This window comes from Pseudomonas sp. DF5 (assembly GCF_058148225.1).
In genome coordinates this window covers 1-19,779 of record NZ_JBYVYM010000002.1, presented here as the reverse complement: position 1 = coordinate 19,779, position 19,779 = coordinate 1, and the positions used below count along the sequence as shown (strand labels likewise).

Annotated in this window: 14 protein-coding genes; 7 read left to right on the top strand and 7 right to left on the bottom strand. The window is 61.8% G+C overall.

Annotated elements, in window-relative coordinates:
- The first annotated feature begins 301 nt into the window (after positions 1 to 301).
- The 5 genes from AC30D7_RS02170 to AC30D7_RS02150 all read left to right on the top strand — a co-directional run bounded on the left by AC30D7_RS02170 (position 302) and on the right by AC30D7_RS02150 (position 7,490).
- Positions 302 to 2,149, top strand: a complete 1,848-nt coding sequence (locus AC30D7_RS02170; RefSeq protein ID WP_490133051.1) for an amidohydrolase — start codon at positions 302 to 304, stop codon at positions 2,147 to 2,149.
- Between the two features lie 198 nt (positions 2,150 to 2,347).
- Positions 2,348 to 4,066: a hydrogenase maturation protein gene (locus AC30D7_RS02165; RefSeq protein WP_490132853.1), complete on the top strand. Its 1,719-nt coding sequence runs from the start codon at positions 2,348 to 2,350 to the stop codon at positions 4,064 to 4,066.
- A gap of 218 nt (positions 4,067 to 4,284) precedes the next feature.
- Positions 4,285 to 5,148 (top strand): LysR family transcriptional regulator, encoded by an 864-nt coding sequence (locus AC30D7_RS02160; RefSeq protein ID WP_007941771.1) that lies wholly within the window; start codon positions 4,285 to 4,287, stop codon positions 5,146 to 5,148.
- 114 nt (positions 5,149 to 5,262) lie between these two features.
- Positions 5,263 to 6,402: an SRPBCC family protein gene (locus AC30D7_RS02155; RefSeq protein ID WP_490132852.1), complete on the top strand. Its 1,140-nt coding sequence runs from the start codon at positions 5,263 to 5,265 to the stop codon at positions 6,400 to 6,402.
- Entirely contained in the window at positions 6,399 to 7,490 is a 1,092-nt protein-coding gene (locus AC30D7_RS02150) for an SMP-30/gluconolactonase/LRE family protein (protein WP_490132851.1), read from the top strand. Before AC30D7_RS02155 ends, AC30D7_RS02150 begins: the two co-directional genes overlap by 4 nt.
- A 145-nt stretch (positions 7,491 to 7,635) precedes the next feature.
- Here the strand turns inward: AC30D7_RS02150 and AC30D7_RS02145 are convergent, their stop codons facing one another.
- The 7 genes from AC30D7_RS02145 to AC30D7_RS02115 all read right to left on the bottom strand — a co-directional run bounded on the left by AC30D7_RS02145 (position 7,636) and on the right by AC30D7_RS02115 (position 17,035).
- Complete coding sequence (locus AC30D7_RS02145; RefSeq protein WP_018927630.1) at positions 7,636 to 7,878, bottom strand: DUF465 domain-containing protein; 243 nt, start codon at positions 7,876 to 7,878, stop codon at positions 7,636 to 7,638.
- A gap of 177 nt (positions 7,879 to 8,055) precedes the next feature.
- On the bottom strand, positions 8,056 to 10,167 hold the full coding sequence (locus tag AC30D7_RS02140) for a hybrid sensor histidine kinase/response regulator (protein WP_490132850.1): 2,112 nt from the start codon (positions 10,165 to 10,167) through the stop codon (positions 8,056 to 8,058).
- Between the two features lie 180 nt (positions 10,168 to 10,347).
- Entirely contained in the window at positions 10,348 to 13,446 is a 3,099-nt protein-coding gene (locus AC30D7_RS02135) for an error-prone DNA polymerase (protein ID WP_490132849.1), read from the bottom strand.
- The gene (locus AC30D7_RS02130; protein WP_490132848.1) at positions 13,422 to 14,837 is read right to left on the bottom strand and encodes a Y-family DNA polymerase; all 1,416 of its coding nucleotides are present in this window, start codon (positions 14,835 to 14,837) and stop codon (positions 13,422 to 13,424) included. Before AC30D7_RS02130 ends, AC30D7_RS02135 begins: the two co-directional genes overlap by 25 nt.
- A 7-nt stretch (positions 14,838 to 14,844) precedes the next feature.
- Positions 14,845 to 15,462, bottom strand: a complete 618-nt coding sequence (gene imuA / locus AC30D7_RS02125; RefSeq protein WP_019578465.1) for a translesion DNA synthesis-associated protein ImuA — start codon at positions 15,460 to 15,462, stop codon at positions 14,845 to 14,847.
- A complete protein-coding gene (gene lexA / locus AC30D7_RS02120) occupies positions 15,462 to 16,079 on the bottom strand; it encodes a transcriptional repressor LexA (RefSeq protein ID WP_490132847.1) in 618 nt (205 codons plus the stop codon). The genes imuA and lexA overlap by 1 nt, the downstream gene beginning before the upstream one ends.
- A gap of 38 nt (positions 16,080 to 16,117) precedes the next feature.
- Positions 16,118 to 17,035: a LysR family transcriptional regulator gene (locus AC30D7_RS02115; RefSeq protein WP_490132846.1), complete on the bottom strand. Its 918-nt coding sequence runs from the start codon at positions 17,033 to 17,035 to the stop codon at positions 16,118 to 16,120.
- 104 nt (positions 17,036 to 17,139) lie between these two features.
- Between AC30D7_RS02115 and AC30D7_RS02110 the strand changes: the two genes are divergently transcribed.
- Complete coding sequence (locus AC30D7_RS02110) at positions 17,140 to 18,882, top strand: amidohydrolase (protein ID WP_490132845.1); 1,743 nt, start codon at positions 17,140 to 17,142, stop codon at positions 18,880 to 18,882.
- Positions 18,883 to 18,986: 104 nt separating this feature from the next.
- Entirely contained in the window at positions 18,987 to 19,724 is a 738-nt protein-coding gene (locus AC30D7_RS02105) for a TorF family putative porin (RefSeq protein ID WP_490132844.1), read from the top strand.
- The last annotated feature ends 55 nt before the right edge of the window (positions 19,725 to 19,779 follow it).

The following is a 19,779-nucleotide window of genomic DNA, read 5'->3' as shown; positions in this document are numbered from 1 at the left end:
ACGGCTCCCGCTCTCGGGAGCCTCTCTGGCTGCATGCGAATCCCGCCCCTCGTGGCGGGATTCGTCGTTTTTCACCCTCGGAAAACGGCTATCTGTGGATATGCCGTCTATATTCCTTCTGGCCGCATGCGTCAGACATCGGCTGTTTGCCCTCGCTTCTTTTATGAAGAACTGTGTGGAGAGCACTGCCATGAGCCCACCTGACGAGCACAACGACTTCAGTCGCCGCCGCGTACTGCAAGGTCTTTCGGCAGGCGCCATCGGTGCCTGGATCAGTCCGCTAGCCGCAGGGAGTAAAACCATGCCCGACACCCCCGCCGACCTGATTCTGTACAACGGACGCCTGCACACCGTCGACCGCAAGAAACCCCAGGCCAGCGCCGTCGCGATCAAGGACGGGCGCTTTGTGGTGGTCGGCAGCGATGCCCAGGCCATGGCCCTGCAAGGCCCCGGCACGCAAATCGTTGACCTGCATGGCCGTACGGTGATTCCCGGCCTCAACGACTCCCACTTGCACCTGATTCGTGGCGGCCTCAATTACAACCTCGAATTGCGCTGGGAAGGCGTGCCGTCCCTGGCCGATGCCTTGCGCATGCTCAAGGATCAGGCCGACCGCACCCCTACCCCGCAATGGGTGCGGGTGGTCGGTGGCTGGAACGAGTTCCAGTTTGCCGAAAAACGCATGCCGACCCTTGAAGATCTGAACAAAGCCGCGCCGGACACTCCGGTATTCGTCCTGCACCTCTACGACCGCGCCCTGCTCAACCGTGCCGCGCTGAAAGTGGTCGGTTACACCCGCGATACGCCGAACCCGCCAGGCGGCGAAATCCAGCGCGATGCCAATGGCGACCCCACCGGCATGCTAATCGCCCGCCCGAACGCAATGATCCTCTACTCGACCCTGGCCAAGGGGCCGAAGCTGCCACTGGAATATCAGGTCAACTCGACCCGCCAGTTCATGCGCGAACTCAATCGACTGGGTGTCACCAGCGCCATCGATGCCGGCGGCGGTTATCAGAATTACCCGGACGACTATCAAGTCATCCAGCAATTGGCCAAAGACCAACAGCTCACGGTACGCATTGCCTACAACCTGTTCACCCAGAAACCCAAGGAAGAACTGACCGACTTCAAGAACTGGACCAGCACTTCCCATTACGGCCAGGGCGATGACTTCCTGCGGCACAACGGCGCCGGCGAGATGCTGGTGTTCTCGGCAGCGGATTTCGAAGACTTCCTCGAACCACGCCCCGACCTGCCGCAAACCATGGAGCAGGAACTGGAACCGGTGGTGCGCCATCTGGTGGAACAGCGCTGGCCCTTCCGCCTGCACGCCACCTACAACGAATCCATCAGCCGCATGCTCGACGTATTCGAGAAGGTCAACCGGGATATTCCGTTCAACGGTTTGCCGTGGTTCTTCGATCACGCCGAAACCATCACCCCCCGTAACATCGAACGGGTCAAGGCCCTGGGCGGTGGTATCGCCATTCAGGACCGCATGGCGTTCCAGGGCGAATACTTTGTCGACCGTTACGGTGCCAAGGCGGCCGAAGCCACGCCACCGATCGCGCGCATGCTCGCCGAGGGCGTTCCAGTGGGCGCCGGCACCGATGCCACGCGCGTCTCCAGCTACAACCCCTGGACATCGCTGTACTGGCTGGTCAGCGGTCGCACCGTCGGCGGGCTGGCGCTCTACCCGCAAGGCTTGAGCCGCGATACCGCACTGGAACTGTACACCCACGGCAGCGCCTGGTTTTCCTCCGAACAAGGCAAGAAAGGCCAGATCAAGGTCGGGCAACTGGCGGACCTGATTGCGCTGTCGGCGGATTACTTTCACATCGAAGACGAAGCCATAAAGTGGATCGAGTCGGTGCTGACCATTGTCGACGGCAAGATCGTCCACGGTAGCGTCGAGTTCGAAAAACTCGGGCCACCGCCAATCCCGGTAGTGCCTGAGTGGTCGCCGGTGGTGAATGTACCGGGGCACTGGAAACCCCTGGCGCCAATGGGCGCGCAAGTGCACCAGTGTGTCGGCGCCTGCGCGGTGCATGCTCATAGCCATGAACGGGCGCGGTTGTCGTCGGCGCCGGTCAGTGACTTCCAAGGGTTCTGGGGGGCGTTTGGGTGTTCGTGTTTTACGTTTTGAAAAGAGAAAAGATCGTCCGAAGGCGCGGGCCGCGTTCGGACGATCTTTTGATTTTGAGCCTCTGCAACACTCGCTGACACAAGCTTGATCTCGATCAGTTGCCCTTCCCCCCACACTCTCTACTATCGCTCTTCCATCGAAGGCCAAGGACGGCTCATTGGGAGCCTGCGGCCGATCATTCTCAAGGAAGAGTCAATCATGCGGTCATTGAAGATCATTCTGCTGGCGTCAGCGTTCAACGGGCTGACCCAGCGGGCCTGGCTGGACTTGCGTCAGGCCGGCCACTCGCCCAGCGTGGTGCTGTTCACCGATGAAGACGCGGTGTGCGAACAGATCGAGCATTCCGGCGCCGATCTGGTGATCTGCCCGTTCCTCAAGGATCGGGTGCCACAACAACTGTGGAGCAATCTCCAGCGTCCTGTGGTGATCATTCATCCGGGTATCGTCGGCGACCGTGGCGCCAGTGCGCTGGACTGGGCGATCACCCGTGAACTCAGCCGTTGGGGCGTGACAGCTTTGCAAGCGGTGGAGGAAATGGACGCCGGGCCGGTCTGGGCCACCTATGAATTCAACCTGCCCCAGGGGCTGCGCAAGTCCGAGTTGTACAACGGACGCGTCAGCGACGCGGCGATCGCCTGCATTCGCGAAGTCGTGGAAAAGTTTATCGACGGTTTCGAGCCAGTGCCGTTGGACTACAGCCAACGCCATGTCATTGGCCGCTTGCAGCCGAACATGAAGCAAGCCGACCGCTCCTTCAGCTGGCACGACAGCGCACACTTCATCAAACGCTGCATCGATGCCGCCGACGGTCAGCCCGGCGTATTGGCCAGCCTGGCCGGCGGTCAGTATTACCTGTACGACGCTCATCTTGATTCGCGCGGCGGCACGCCGGGGGAGATTCTCGCGGTGCACGACGATGCGGTGCTGGTCGCGACTGGTGAGCACAGCCTATGGATCGGTTCGCTGCGACGCAAACCCCGGCCCGATGAACAAACCTTCAAGCGTCCGGCCCGGCATGTGCTCGCTGAACAGCTTGCGCAAGTTCCGACCCTTGATTGGTCGATCGCCTCTCAGCCGTTTAACAGCGAAAGCTATCAACCGATCCGCTATCGCGAGTCGGGGCATGTCGGCGAGCTGACTTTTGAGTTTTACAACGGCGCCATGAGCACCGAACAGTGCCAGCGACTGGTGGATGCCCTGCGCTGGGCCAAGTCCCGGGACACCCAAGTGCTGCTGATCAAGGGTGGACGCGGCAGTTTCTCCAACGGCGTGCACCTCAATGTGATCCAGGCCGCAGCAGTTCCGGGGCTGGAAGCCTGGGCCAATATTCAGGCGATCGACGACGTCTGCCAGGAACTGCTCAGCGCCCGGCAATTGGTTGTCAGCGGCCTGACCGGCAATGCCGGAGCCGGCGGGCTGATGCTGGCGCTGACTGGCGATATCGTCTTCGCCCGCTCCGACATCGTGCTCAACCCCCATTACAAAACCATGGGCCTGTACGGTTCCGAATACTGGACCTACAGCCTGCCCCGCGCCGTCGGCTGGGCGATGGCGGAAAAGCTCACCGAAGACTGTCTGCCAATCAGCGCCGTCCAGGCCTTGCAGTTGGGCATGGTCCAGGAAATCGGCCCGCGCTGTCCGGACGAGTTTGACCTGTGGCTGTTGCAGCGGGCCAATGGTGCATTGAGTGATCCGATGTATCAGGCGGTGCGTGAGCGTAAAAACCGGTTCGATACTCAATTGATGCAGCACTGCCGCAATGCCGAGCTGGAAGAAATGCACCAGGACATGGTGCAAAACCGCAAACAGTTCGCCGAGAAGTGCCGTAATTTTGTGCTCAAGCGCAAGGCTTGCGGCACGCCGCAGCGGTTGGTGGCTGATTGGGCGGTGGTGAGGGAGGTTGAGTTGGTGGACTGATTGTTTGGCACAAGGTGATCAGGCCGGACAGTGAACTCTGTGGCGAGGGAGCTTGCTCCCGTCCGGCTGCGCAGCAGCCGTATACCATCGATGAGATGCATCTGAAGCAGGCTTGGGGCCGCTTCGCGCCCCAGCGGGAGCAAGCTCCCTCGCCACAGACGGTATCGGAAGACCATGGCTGCTCTTACAATGCCCGCACCTCCCACATCGGCCTGCCCATGGACATCGACCTCGCCCGTACCTTTCTGGAAATCGTCCGCCACGGCAGCCTGGCCGCGGCGGCTGAAAAGCTGCACGTCACCCAGACCGCGATCACTGCCCGGGTGCAGAAGCTCGAAAGTCAGCTGGGCAGCACGCTGTTTGTGCGCAATCGCGCCGGTGCGCGTCTGACGCCGAACGGCGAGGCCTTTGTGGTTTACGCCAATCAATTGGTGCAGACCTGGGAAGCCGCTCGTCGCGACTTGCCGCTACCCGAGGGCTACCGCGACGTGCTGCACATCGGTGGAGAGGTCAGCCTGTGCAACCCGTTGATGCTCAGTTGGGCCGGGGAACTGCGCGAGAAGATTCCCAGCCACGCCCTGCGCATGGAAATCCGTGACGGCGAAAACCTGCTGCGCCAACTGGAATTGGGGGTGTTGGATGCGGCGCTGGTCTATCAGCCCGAATACTGGCCCCGGCTGCAGGTTGAACAAGTACTGGAAGAAAAACTCATCCTGGTTCGCCTGGCCGGAAAACCCGATCCTTACGTGTATATCGACTGGGGCCCGGATTTCCGTCGCCAGCACGATGCGGCGCTGCCGGAAAAAGCCAAGGCAGCCCTGAGCTTCAACCTCGGCCCGCTGGCCTTGCAATACATCCTGGAAAACGGCGGCAGCGGCTATTTCCGCACCCGGGTGGTCCAGAGTTACCTGGAAAACGGCTTGCTGGAACAAGTGCCCAAAGCCCCGGAGTTCAGTTACCCGACCTACCTGGTTTACTCCCGGGACCGCGACTCGGCGACTCTGCAACGGGCGTTCGACTTGCTGCGGGAAGTGATCAAGACGGACGACGACTGGTCCCAGCGCTGGAACCCGCTGACCTGACACCATACGGGCGTCTCGCACCGGAGCATGGCGCTTGTGTCCTCAAGGTTCGGCCTGCCTGTGCGGCGGGATCGGCTAATCTGCTGGTTATAACAATAACCACAGGTGAACCCAGTGAGGCAGACCACCGAAGCGTTCCGCGCGCGCTACCGTGCCGATATTCATCCGCTCTACAACCCTTGGTTGCACGGCGCTTTTGTGTTGCTGTTCGGGTTGCTGGCCATCGGCGGATTCTGGCGCACGGTGCATCAGGTGCAACCGCTGGAATGGATGGCGGTGCCGCTGACCCTGTTGTTTTTCAACTTCGGCGTGTACGTCGTGCATCGGCATCTGGGGCACCACAAAAAGAGCCTGGCGCGGATGTTCTACGCCCGTCACGCCGGTGACCATCACAGCTTTTTCACCCCCGGCCACATGACCTACGACAGCGCCCGGGACTGGCGGGTGATTCTGTTTCCAGCCTGGCTGATCGTGTTGCACACCCTCGTCATCACGGCGCCTGCCTGGTGGTTGCTGGCTCAGTTCAATAGCAACGTCGCGGGGCTGTTTGGCAGCTGCATGGTGCTCGGTTACCTGACCTACGAGGTGTTCCATGCCTGCGAACATCTACCGCCCGGCAACCCGGTGACGCGTTTGCCGTGGATCCGCCAGATGCGCCGTCTGCATGAGCTACATCACCGTCGTGAGCTAATGCAGGAGCGCAATTTCAATATCGTGTTGCCCCTGATGGACTACCTGTTCGGCACCCTCTACTGGGAACCGGAGCAAGCGCCCCTGACGAGAACGCCCATGACCCGTATGCAGCATGTGATCGACATCGCTGGAAACCCAGTGGCTGTGCTCGCCTACGCCAGCACCGCGATCCATTGGCCGCAGTGGCATCCGTCCTCCCTCAAGGTCGACGGGCAGAACGGGCCGTTGTATGCCGGAGCACGGTTCGAGGAAGACATTCGCGCCGGCGGGCGTGAGGGGCATTTGAGCTGGGAAGTCGACGAATACCTGCCCGGACGCCGCTGGAGGGCTCGGGCCCGGGGCGATCATGGTCTCTCGTTGGTGGTGACTTACGAGTGTGAGGTTGAGGGCGATGACACGCGGTTTGTCCGTACTCTGGAATACAGCTTCAGCGGCCTGGCAATGCGCATTGCCAATCGTCTGGTGCTCAAGCGGCGCATCGAGCGCGAATCGGCGGAGTCGATGCTGGCGTTACGCGAGATGGCGCAAAAACATCTGGCCCTGGCAGGAGTCAGCGCATGAAAAGACCCCTCAAGTTTCGGCATTGGTTGCTGCTGCTGATCATCGTGATCAGCGCCTTGCTGTTTTTATTGCCGACCAAGGTTCAACCGGTAGCCTGGACACCGCCAACGGCGCCCTCCCTCATCGAGGGCATCTACGCCGACAATCAGCGACTCAAAGGCGTGAAACGTGTCGGTGCTGCTGACATCGACGGCCCTGAGGCGTTGCTGCTGGAGAAAGACGCCCTTATCACCGGCCTGCATGACGGCCGGTTGATTCGCACCAGCCTCGACGGCAAAACCACCCAACTGCTGGCCGATACCGGCGGCAGGCCGTTGGGCCTGGCACGGCACCCCAATGGTTTGTTGGTGATCGCCGACGGGGTCAAAGGTTTGCTGTCGCTCGACGCTCAGGGCCGGTTGATTCCATTGACCACCACGGCCAACAACCTGCCCTTCGGTTTTACCAATGACGTGGCCATCGACAAGCCCGGGCATTACGCTTATTTCAGCGACTCCTCCAGCCGTTGGGGCTACGGCAAGGACGGCGAGGCGATCATCGAGCACGGTGGCGACGGCCGTTTGCTGCGTTATAACTTCCAGACCGGCAATACGGCGGTCCTGCTGGACAAACTGGAGTTCGCCAACGGCGTGACCCTGGGGCCTGACGACGCGTTTGTGCTGGTCAATGAAACTGGCGCCTATCGCATCAGCCGCTATTGGCTGACCGGGCCGAAAGCCGGCACCCACGATCTGTTCATCGACAATTTGCCGGGGCTGCCGGACAACCTGGCTTTCAATGGCCGCGACCGTTTCTGGGTGGCGCTGTATGCACCGCGCAATGCACTGCTCGACACCACCGCGCCCTACCCTCTGGTACGCAAAATGATCGTGAGGGCGTTGACCGTACTGCCCAAGCCCGTGGAGAAACGCGCTTTCGTCCTGGGGTTGGACCTCGACGGCAAAGTGATTGCCAATCTGCAGGACGCCAGCAGCGGCAACTACTCCCCCATCACCACCGTGCGCGAGTATGGGGACTGGTTATATCTGGGGTCGCTGAAAGCGCGGCATATGGCACGGTTGCCGTTGAGTGCGGCATTGCAGCCGTGATAGCGATCCAACTGTGGGAGCGGGCTTGCTCCCACACTGGATCAGGGTTGTCCGGGCGATTATCGATCAGCGTGGATCCTTCTCTCCATCGCGTGGCGTTACATCCTCATCGTCCGGCAGTTTTCGGTGATTCTGCACAGCGTCCTCAGGACGGCGTCTTAAGTCGCTCAGCGATCTTGTCCTTGACCTGCACACGCTTCTCCTTGAGCTTCTTCAGTACCTCATCGCTGGGCGCATCCGATTGTGCGGACTCGGCCTTCACCACCTCTGCGTCCGCCTGGGTGTACTTGTTGAGCAGTGAATCCAGTAACGGATCCTTGGTGCGTTTTTGCTGGATCTCTTCCTTCGTGCAGCGCAAGTCCTGATAAAGGTCATGGGTCACCGGCATGGAACACCTCCGTTTGTTAATCGGTGGCAAACGTGATCGATGGCGTTCGCCAATTATCAGAATGGCCTCGCTTACCCGGTTCTGTCGACCGTCTATCAGACCAGCGGTGCCCGTTCGTCGTCCTGTCGCAAACGCGATATCCCCATAGCCCGAGCGCCTGGAAAGCCACCCCTTGAATCAACCACCGAGCACCGTGCGAACCATCCGTGTCAGTGCCTCGGGGCCATAAGGTTTGCTCAGCAGATACGTGTCGGAGCTGAGTTGGTGATCGCGCGTAATAATGTCGCGGGTATGGCCGGAGGTAAACAACACCGCCACCGGAGGGTTCTGTACCTTTGCCCAGGCGGCCAGGTCCGAGCTTTTGATCAGGCCGGGCATGACCACGTCGGTGAAGATCAGGTCCACTGTCGCGCCGTCGAGCAGCATCTGCATCGCCAGGTCACCGTTGGCCGCGGTCAACACCTGGTAGCCCTCTTCGCGCAACAAGTCCACGGCCGAACTGCGCACCGCTTCGTTGTCCTCGACCACCAGAATGGTTTCATGCCCGCCCCGATGCTGTGGAGCATGGCGCATTGTTTCATCAAGCAATGGGCGCAAGCTGCGAGGGAAATACAACTGCACCCGCGTGCCCTGCCCCACGACGCTGGAAATCTCGATATGCCCGCCGCTCTGTTTGACAAAACCGAACACCATGCTCAAACCCAGGCCGGTGCCTTGACCATCAGCCTTAGTGGTGAAAAACGGCTCGAAGGCCTGTGCAAGCACTTGCGGCGGCATGCCGATACCCGAGTCAGCCACCGTCACGCAGACATAATCGCCAGCGCCAATCCCCTTGCCGGCGCAAAACTTGCGGTCGAGGACGATGTTCTCGGCGCTCAGGGCAATGGTCCCCTCGCCGCTCATGGCATCCCGGGCGTTGATCGCAAGGTTGAGAATGGCGTTTTCCAGTTGATTGCGGTCCACGTAGAGGTGCCATGGATCGTCAGGTGCGGACACCTTGATCTGGATCGTCTCTCCCAGCGCTCGCTGCAATAATTCTCCGAGGTTTTCGAAGATCTGCCGTGGGTCGCATACGGCCGGTGACAAGGGCTGGCGACGGGCAAAAGCGAGCAACTGCGAAGACAATTTGGCCCCGCGCTCGACCGCGACAATCGATGCGCTGACCCGGCGTTGCACATTGGCGTTGTCCGGCTCGTGACGCGCGAGCAAGTGCAGGTTGCCAGCGATCACCTGCAACAGGTTGTTGAAGTCATGGGCCACGCCGCCGGTAAGTCCGCCGATGGCTTCGAGCTTCTGTGATTGACGCAACTGCTCTTCGGCCACCAGCCGCGCCTCGACTTCTTCAGCGACTCGTTGCTCCAGGTTGCGGGTGAATTTGAGCAAAGATTCTTCGGCAATCTTGCGTTCGTGGATGTCGATCAACACCCCGGGAAAGCGCAACGCTTCACCTTGCTCATTGAACTCGCAACACCCGCTGGCGAGCACCCACAGGTAGCTGCCATCGGGACGCAGAACCCGGTATTCGGCGTTATAGGGCACGCCGGTTTCCACCGACTGATTCATCCGCGCCCGGACCCAGCTGCGATCGTCGGGATGAATCTGCATCTGGGCGATGATTGGTGACAGGTTGGCCAGGTCCTGATCGGGCGGGTAGGAAAACGTGCGGGCAAATCGTTCGTCGGCAGACAACACATCAGCCTTGATGTCCCAGACAAACGAGCCGAGCAAAGCCCCGGCATTGAGGGCCAGGCGAACCCTTTCATTATCGGCACGATAGGCGCTTTCGGCTTCCTGGCGTCGGCGCTCGGAAATCACATGGTCAGTGGTTTCAACCACTATTGCCATGACTCCGGCGGGGCCCCCATCATCATTGGCGACCGGGCTGTAATAAAGGTCCATCCAGACGTCTTCGGGAACACCGTCGCGCAGCAATACCAGAGCTTTGTTGTGATAGGACAAGGTGCCGCCCGCAAGGCAGGTATCCACCACATGACGATTGAATTCGGCGACCTCCGGCCAGCCCAGCTCCACCGGGGAGCCCAGCAGGTAAGGATGGCGGCCACCGGCAAATCTTGAGTAGGCGTCGTTATAGATCATGTAACCGGGACGGCCCCACAGCATCACCATCGGCAACGGTGAAGCGAGCAGTAATTGCACCGCGCTGCACAGACTCCCGGGCCAAGTGTCGATGCGTCCAAGCTCGGTCAGGCTCCAGTCGAACGCACGAATGCGTTCGGCCATTTCGCCGCCCCAGCCGGTACATCCGTGGCTATTTTCTAGAAACTGCATCGACTGGCCTATGTCTTGTGAATGACATGTTTTCAGGCAGTGCAACAGCATGAGGAGACGGTGCCTGCCCGTATGTTTCGAGCACGGCCGACGCCAATGGTTTCATTGAGGTATAGCTGATTCTCGACCGCCCCCTGTGACAAGCGGCTCCTGCACAGGTGACATATCCACCACCAAGGCTCAGCGGAAATCCCGGCTGCGCACATAGATACCGTCGAGCAATGAACTCAGGTCGCTCAAGCGTCCGGCAATCAGGTGCCGCACCTCGCCCACCTTTTCCCAGCGCCCGTCGACCTTGAGCAATTGCGAGCCGACCAATACCTGCCGTTGCCGTTCGGCCAGATCGCGCCAGACCACCACGTTGACGTTGCCGAATTCGTCTTCAAGTGTCACGAAGGTCACACCGCTGGCGGTGCCCGGACGCTGCCGACCGGTGACTAGCCCGGCGACGCTGACCGGACGCCCATGCTCGACCATCAGCAATTCCCTGGAGCTGCGACAGCGCCGAGCCTTGAGTTCCCCCCGCAGCAACGCCAGCGGATGCGGGCCGAGGGTGGTGCCGACACTGGCGTAATCGGCTTGCAGGTCCTCGCCCACGGTGGGTTTTGGCAGCTCCACTGCCGGCTCTTCCTGACTCGGCAGACCGGCAAACAAACCGAGCTGCTTCTGCACCCCCGCCACCTCCCAGCGCGCCCGATGCCGGTCACCGGCCAGCCCGCGCAGTGCACCGGCATCGGCCAGTTGCTCCTGGGCGCGGGCATCGAGTCGTGCCCGTTCGCCAAGGTCGGCGATGTCGGCAAACGCCCCTTTCGACCTTGCCGTCTCGATACGCCGGGCATCGTCTTCGCGAAAGCCCTTGATCATCCGCAGCCCCATGCGTATCGCCGGCTGCGCGCCGGTGATCGGTTCCAGGCTGCAATCCCAGTCACTGGCCCGCACGTCCACCGGGCGAATCTGCAAATGATGGCGGCGGGCGTCCTGGAGAATCTGGTCCGGGCTGTAGAACCCCATCGGCCAGCTGTTGATCAGCGCACAGGCGAAAGCCGCCGGCTCGTGGCATTTCAACCAGCAACTGGCGTAGGTCAGCAAGGCGAAACTGGCGGCGTGGGATTCGGGAAAACCGTAATCGCCGAAGCCTTTGATCTGCTCGAAGATCTGCGCGGCGAACTCCGCCGTGTAGCCGTTTTTCTTCATACCGTCCGCCAAACGTTCCTTGTGCGGTTCCAGTCCGCCATGGCGTTTCCAGGCCGCCATGGAGCGACGTAACTGATCGGCCTCGCCGGGGCTGTAGTCGGCGGCGACAATCGCGATCTGCATCACCTGTTCCTGGAACAGCGGCACGCCCAGCGTACGCTTGAGCACCGCTTCAAGTTCTTTCGACGGGTATTTCACCTCTTCTTCGCCCTTACGCCGCCGCAGGTAGGGATGCACCATCCCGCCCTGAATCGGCCCCGGACGAACGATCGCCACCTCGATCACCAGATCGTAGAAGTTCTTGGGTTTGAGCCTGGGCAACATCGACATCTGTGCCCGGGACTCGATCTGGAACACCCCGATGGTGTCCGCATGGCCAATCATCTCGTAGGTTTGCGGGTCTTCGGCCGGCACCGTCGCCAGGCTCAGGTCGCGGCCTCGGTGCCGACGCAGCAGATCGAAACAACGGCGAATCGCGCTGAGCATGCCCAGCGCCAGAATATCGACCTTGAGCAGCCCGACCGCATCCAGATCGTCCTTATCCCACTGGATGATGGTGCGCTCGGCCATGGCGGCGTTTTCCACCGGCACCAGGCTGTCCAGAGGCTGCTCGGAAATCACGAAACCGCCAGGGTGCTGAGACAGGTGCCGGGGAAAACCGATCAGTTGCTGGGTCAGGCTCAGCACTCGGCGCAACACCGGGCTATCGGGGTCGAAACCACCCTCACGCAGACGCTCGACGGGCGGCGCCTGATTACTCCAGTGGCCGCAACAGTCGGCCAGGGCGTTGACCTGATCCGGCGGCAAACCCAACGCCTTGGCCACATCGCGGATTGCGCCGGCACCGTGGTAAGTGCTGACCACCGCCGTCAGCGCCGCACGGGCCCGGCCATAACGCTGAAACACATACTGCAGGACTTCTTCGCGCCGCTCGTGCTCGAAATCCACGTCGATGTCCGGCGGTTCGTTGCGCTCCCTGGAGAGAAAGCGCTCGAACAGCAGCGTGCTGCGATCCGGGTCGATTTCCGTGATCCCCAGCACGAAGCACACCGCCGAGTTGGCGGCAGAACCGCGGCCCTGACAAAGGATGTGTTGCTGGCGGGCGAAATTCACAATGTCCTGAACCGTCAGGAAATAACTCTCGTACCCCAGCTCGGCAATCAGCTCCAGTTCTTTGTCGATCTGCGCCAACACCTCGGCCTTGGGGCTTTTTTCCCAGCGCCAGCGAATCCCCTTTTCTGCCAGTACCCGCAACCAGGACGTGGCCGTGTGCCCCTCGGGCACCAGTTCCCGGGGATATTGATAACGCAACTGACCGAGGTCGAAAGTACAGCGCCGGGCGATGTTCAGCGTCTCGTCGAGCAACGCCTGCGGGTAGAGATCGCGCAAGTCGTCGAGGCTGCGCAAATGCCGTTCGCCATTGGGGTGCAGACGCAACCCGGCCTCGGCCACGGGAACGTGATGGCGGATTGCGGTCATGGTGTCCTGCAAGGCGCGCCGGCCCCGGGTGTGCATATGCACATCGCCGCTGGCCACCGCCGGGATCCGCAGTTCCCGCGCCAGGGTCAGCAGTGCCGCCAGTCGCCGAGTGTCGTCCTGCCCGCGATGTAACTGAACGCTCAGCCACAGGCGCTCGGCGAAGCTCTGCTTCAGCCAGTGACCCTGCGCAAAATCATCGACGGCGTCCGGCGCCCACAACGCCAACAGCCCCGGCAACGGCTCGCTGAAATCCTCCCGCAGCACCTGATACTGGCCTTTCTGCGTGCGGCGTCTGGCGCGGGTAATCAGTCGGCACAGGGCTTGATAACCCTCGAGGTTTTCCACCAGCAGCACCAGTTTCGGGCCATTTTCGATACGTATTGAGCTGCCGATGATCAGCGGCAACTCCACGGTCTTGGCCGCCTGCCAGGCACGGACGATACCCGCCAGGGTGCATTCGTCGGTGATCGCCAGCGCCTGATAGCCCTGCTTTTTCGCCCGTTGAAAAAGCTCAAGCGCACTGGAGGCACCGCGCTGGAAACTGAAGTTGGACAGGCAGTGCAGCTCGGCATAGTCGACGCTCATGCGAACCAGCCTTGCAGCCACAACGGACCATCTTCGCCCACCGCCCGATAGGCCCAGCCCTGCTGACCGGAACGGGTTTCGATCAGGTAGTAATCGCGGCGCACATCGGCGCCGTCCCACCAGCCGGACTCGATGCGCTCCGGCCCCATGAGGATGCGCGTCGAGCCTTCGTGTACCGCCTGCGGTTCAGTCAGCAACCAGCCCGGACGTTGCACGGCTGGCAGCCCCCCGCTGGCCTGGTTGTCGACAGTCGCCTGCCACGCGCATTCCGGCCGGTGATCAGCCAGGAAGCGCAAGCCTTGCACCGCCTCATCCCCCAGCCGTGCGCGCAAGCGTTCACGCAGTTGCTCCCAGGGCAAGGACTGCTGCGGACGGTCGTCGAACAACTCCTGACACTGGGGCACGAAGGCCGGCAGATCTTCGGCGCGCAGACGAAAACCGCGCACTGGGGCTTCGACCTGAACCTGTTCCAAGCGCCCCCGGGCCAGTTCGAACAGCATCGCCGGATCGCGCTCGGCGCTGAGCAGGCCGACCTTGATCACGGTGTCCGGCAAGCCGGCGTGTTCCAGGTGCAAGTCGAAACGTTGCACGCCGCTGTCCCGGCCGCAGAGGAATGCCGACAGGTCGCCAGTCAGCCTGCGTAACGGAAACAGCAGCGCCTGATGGGATTGCACATCGAAGTTAAGCTCGATGCGCACATCGAAGCGGTCGGGCGGCAGGTAAAACGCCAGCGCCAACCGCCGCTCACCGAACAGGCTGTCCAGATGCTTGAGCACCTGGGCCTCGAAACGCCGGGCCAGGCTATGCCGGGGCAGCGCCTGCACCTGACTCAAGGTGCGCAGCCCCATGCGCGATAACGCCGTGGCAACGCTGGGCTCCAGGGCGATCCGGTCGACAGGCAGTTGCCCCAAGTGATGCTGCAAGGCTTGATTGTCCGGCACCACCAGACCGTCATAAACGTTGGCCAGCACCCGCGCCGCCACCGGATTTGGCGCGGCGACAATCCGATGGCGAAACCCCAGCTCAGCGAGCTCGGCGCGCAGCCGCGCCTCGAACTGCGGCCAGGGCCCGAACAAGCCCAGGCTGGATTCGATTTCAAACACCACGGCACGCGGGTAATGCACGCTGACCTGGGAGCTGAACCGATAGGCCCAGGCGGCCAGGAACTGCTGCCAATGTTCGATTTCGGCGGCATCGTATTCGGCGGTGACGAACCCTTTGCTCAGCGCCTGGGCGGCGGTCATCGACTGACCGGGTCGCAAACCCAGCGCCCGCGCCGCACCGTTGACCGCCTGCAGCACCCGCCGCTGGGCCGGGCCGGTCAGCAGCGCCAACGGTTCATCGGGGTCGGGGCGCTGACGCAGTACCGCGTCCAGCGCCAATTGCGGGAAGACAATGCAAACCCAGCGCATGGCAACCTCAGTGCCCCACGGCAAAGGCAATCGGCGCCGAACGGGCCAGCCCGCCCCGGCACTTGAGTACCCGCAACTGAGCAGGCTTGGCATCGATGGCGATGCGCAGGGCCGCTGGCGACGGGTTGATGGCTTCACTGAGCGAGCGATAGGCGAACGCCAGGGTCTGCCCGGTTTCGGCCGCCACCTGCAAACGTCGCAACGCCCGGTCGTCGGCCTTGTGCGGCCAGCACAACACCGCCCCGCAACTGCCCGAACGCAGGCATTGTTCCGCCGCCCACAGCGCATCGCGCTCGCTGGCCTGGATGATCGACAACTGGCGCAGATCGACCCCGGCGTTCTGCCAGGCCTGGGGATACGGCACATAAGGCGGCGCCACCAGCACGATGCGTTCGCCCGCCGCCGATAACCGTGCCAGCGTCGGCCACACCAGTTGCAACTCACCCACGCCCTGCCCGGCCAGGAGGATTTCGCTCAGCGCCGCTTCCGGCCAGCCACCACTCGGCAACGCCGCATCCAGCGCCGCATGCCCCGTGGGTTGCGGGCTGACGGCCGGTGGCGCAGGCCGGCCCTTCCAGACCTGGCCGCCATTGAACAGCGTATCCAGCGCAACGACGGCGCCCATCACCCTTGCCTCACCAGACCACAGAACACGCCTTCGATGGCCAGGTCCTGATCGGCTCGCACAATGATCGGCTGGTAAGCCGGATTGCGTGGCAGCAGTCGAACAGCATCGCCGACCCGCTCGAAACGCTTGATGGTGACTTCGCCGTCGAGCCGCGCCACCACGATCTGGCCGTTGAGCGCTTCGGGATTGCGCCGCACGCCCACCAGATCGCCGTCGAGAATGCCGTCCTCGATCATCGAATCGCCTTGGACCCGCAGCATGTAATCCGGCACCCGCGAGAAGATCGACGGATCGAGCAGCAAGCGCTTGTGGACCTCGGCATCAGCCCCTATCGGCGCACCGGCCGCCACGCGGCCCAGTACCGGAACGTCCAGCAGCTCGGGCCGCGGCGGCTGGTTCAACAAGCGGATACCGCGCGCCTGATGCGGATTGACCTCGATGAAACCGGCTTCGGTCAGCGCCAGCACATGCTTGCGCGCCACGCTACGGGAGGCGAAACCGAAGGCCTCGCTGATTTCAGCGAGGCTCGGGGGCTGACCGTGTTCGGCGATGCGATCGCGGATGAAGGTCAGGATGGCGGTACGGCGGGGAGTTAAAGTCGTCATGGAGTACATTTGTACTCTTTCGGCATTTTCCTGGCAAGGACCGCCAGTCAGCCCAACCCACGAGAGGCCAGAAACCCGGCGATGTAATCGATAAAAGCCACGACTTTGGCAGTCGCTCGCCGATGGCTCGGGTACACCGCCAGAATGTGCGGGCCAAAGCTGTCGGGATCGATGTCGTAGTCCGCCATCACCCGCACCAGTCGACCGTCGGCCAGATACGGCGCAGCGCTCCATAGCGGCGTGTGCAACAACCCGCGTCCGGCCAGCGCATTGGCCAGCAGCAAGTCGTAATTGTCGCTGCGCAGCCGTGGCGCCTGGGGTTGCGGCAGGCTCAAGCGCTGCCCATCGCGCTCGGCCCACCAGAATTCGCGGCTGAGCAAGGGATGGCGATACAGCAACCATTCGTGCTCATCGAGGGTTTGCGGGGTGACCGGCAACGCCTTGCGCGCCAGATAGGCCGGGCTGCCACACAACGCCAGACGATTGCTGCCAACGACGCGGGCGATCAGCCCCGGCAGGTCGTCATGGCCTTCGCGCAGGGCCAGGTCATAGCCGCTTTCCAGCAGATTGACGAACTCATCGCACAGGTCCACTTGCAGATTGATCTGCGGATACTGCTCCAGAAAACCGCCACACACCTGATCGAGAAAGGCTTGCCCATAGGCCAGTGGCGCGGTGATTTTCAGATTGCCGCGCAGGCCATGCTGCAACTGCTCGATTTCCTCACCGGCCTCGTCCAGCCGCTGCAACACCTGACGCGCGGTTTCCAGGTAGAGCCGCCCCACTTCCGTCAGCAGAATCCGCCGGGTGCTGCGCTCGAACAGCCGGGCACCGAGCTCGGCCTCCAGGTGATTGACCGCTTTGGTCAGGGCCGACGGGGTCTTGCCCAGTTGCTCGGCGGCGCGGCTGAAACTGCCCAGTTGCGCCGTGACCACGAACATTTTCAACGCACCCAACTTGTCCATTCTTTTTCCATTCCGGCAAAAACGTTTTTCGTGAGTGAGGCGTTCTGCTGAGCATAAGCAGCCACTAATCTGGGCCATCAGACGCAATAACAAGGAAACATTCAATGAAAAGATTCATCCCGAATCTATTGATGGCCGCTGTGGCTTTTGCCTCGATGGAAGCCATGGCAGCGACCGATCTGGTGCTGCTCAACGGCAAGATATTCACCGCCGACCGCAACCAGCCTAAGGTGCAGGCCCTGGCGGTGCAGGACGGCAAAGTGCTGCAAGTTGGCAGCGATGCACAGATAAAAGCCTTGATTGAATCGCAAACGAAAGTGATCGACCTCGGCGGCAAGACGTTGATGCCCGGTCTGATCGATAGCCATTCCCACGCGATTTTCGGCGGTCTGGAAATGGCCTCGGCCAATATGGAAGATGAGGTGGTCGGCCTCGATGAGCTGGAAAAACGCCTGCGCGGATGGCGTGATGACGGCAAGGCGAAACACGGCGATGTGCTGAGCGTGGCCGGCATGAGTTCGGCGTATTGGGCCCAGGCCGAGGCCCTCGGCAAGAAATTCAACAGCGGCGAATGGGCCAAGGTGCCCGTGGTATTCACCGGCAGCGACCACCACACCGCCTGGGCCAACAACGTCATGCTCGAACGCGCGGGCATCGACGCCGCCCTGCTGCAAAACCTGCCGGCTGCCGAACTCGACACCATTGGCAAGCTTGCCGACGGTAGCCCCAACGGTTTTCTGGTGGACGCCGGTTGGGATCGGGTTGCGTTAAAAATGCCCGCGCCCAGTGCCGCCGACATGCTGCGCGCCGCGCAAACCGCCGTGCGCTACAACAACAGCCTGGGCATTACGGCCTGGATGGACCCCGCTGCCAACGCCGCCCCCGGCGAGCCGGTGTTTGCCCTTAAACCCACAGAGAAAACCGTCGGCGTACTGCCGGTGTACAAAGCGCTATCGCAAAGCGGTGGCATGACCGCCCACGTCGCGGCCCTGCTGGTGGCCAATCCGAAAAGCGTACCGGCCGATCTCGACACGCTGGACAAGGTCCGCCAGCAATTCCAGGGCATCCCCAACCTGACCCTGCCCGGTATCAAGATTTTTGCCGATGGCGTAATCGAATACCCGGCCCAGAGCGCGGCGATGATCGATCCTTACACCAACTCGCAAAAACAGGGCGAGTTGCTGATCGATCCGAAGCACTTCGGCGAACTGGTCAGTGCCATCGATCAACGCGGCTGGCGGGTGCATATCCACGCCATCGGCGACCGCGCGGTACGCGAATCCCTGAACGGCATCGCCCAGGCGCGCAAGGATCGCCAGAGCGGCGTGACTCACTCGATCACCCATTTGCAAATGGTCAACCCGAAAGAGTTTGCGCGGTTCAAACCGCTCAACGTCATCGCCTCCATGCAGTTGCTCTGGGCCTCCGCCGACGATTACACCCTGGACATGATCAAGCCTTACGTCAGCGCCCTCGCCTTCCGCTATCAGTACCCGGCGCACTCGCTGCTCAAACAGGGCGCGACGATCGCCGGAGCCAGCGACTGGCCGGTGTCTTCGCCCAATCCGTGGAACGCCATGGCCCAGGCGATCACCCGAAACGGTCCGTTGGGTGTGTTGAACGCCGACGAACGCATCGACCGGGAAACGATGTTCTACGCCTACACCCTCAACGCCGCCCGCACTATCGGTTTAGAGAAGCAAATCGGCTCGTTGAGCCCCGGCAAGCAAGCCGATTTCATCGTGCTGGACCGCGACGTGTTCAGCGTCGATGAGAAAGCCCTGCACGACACCCAAGTGCTGCAAACCTGGTTCGCCGGTCGCGAAGTCTACGCCCCGACACTCTGAGAAAAATCGCCTGTACACGCTGCCCAACTCCGCGTTCATCGCTGGGGTCTGGAGCAGCTTTGTCTCAAATCTGCCCATAACAATCACAACAAAGGCACTGCACCATGAAAGCATTCACCCTGGTCGCCCTCGCATCCTTCAGCCTGTTGCCCCTGGGCAGCCAGGCCGTGCCCTTGAATGACGACTTCGCCGTGCTGGTCGACCTGACCCTGGCCAGCGACTATCGCACCCGCGGTATTTCGCAAACCCAGAACGACCCGGCGATGCAGGCCGGTGTAACCCTGGCCCACAGCAGCGGCCTGTATCTGGGCGCCTGGAGTTCGAACGTCGATTTCGGCGGCGGCCTGAAAACCCGCCAGGAAGTCGACTACTACGGCGGTTGGCTTTGGCAGGCTACGGATGCCATTAGCCTGGATGTCGGCTATCTCAAATACACGTATCCAAAAGAGAGCCAGTTCAATCAGAGCGAGGTCTACGGGATTCTCGACGTCTATGGCGTGAAACTCGCGGCCTATTACTCCGCCGATGCGCCGGGCATCGACAGCAAACAGAGCACGTTGTACCGCTACGTTGGCTACGAAACCGAATTGCCCTATGGGCTGGGGCTGAAACTGCGCTACGGCGAAATGGACTTCAAAGACCCGCGCCTGTATTCGGCCTCGGGGCATGGCGAGGAGACTTACCACGAGTGGGAGGCGAAGCTGACCCGCGAAGTGGCCGGGGTGTTGCTGGGGTTGAGTTACATCGACACCGATTTGTCGAAAAGCCAATGCATCAGCAACTGGGGGTTCGACGATGTGTGCAGCGCGACCCTGGTGGCGAGTGTCAGCAAATCCTTTTGATGGTTTTTTGTAGGAGCGAGGCTTGCCCGCGAAAGCGTTTTACCTGACACACCGC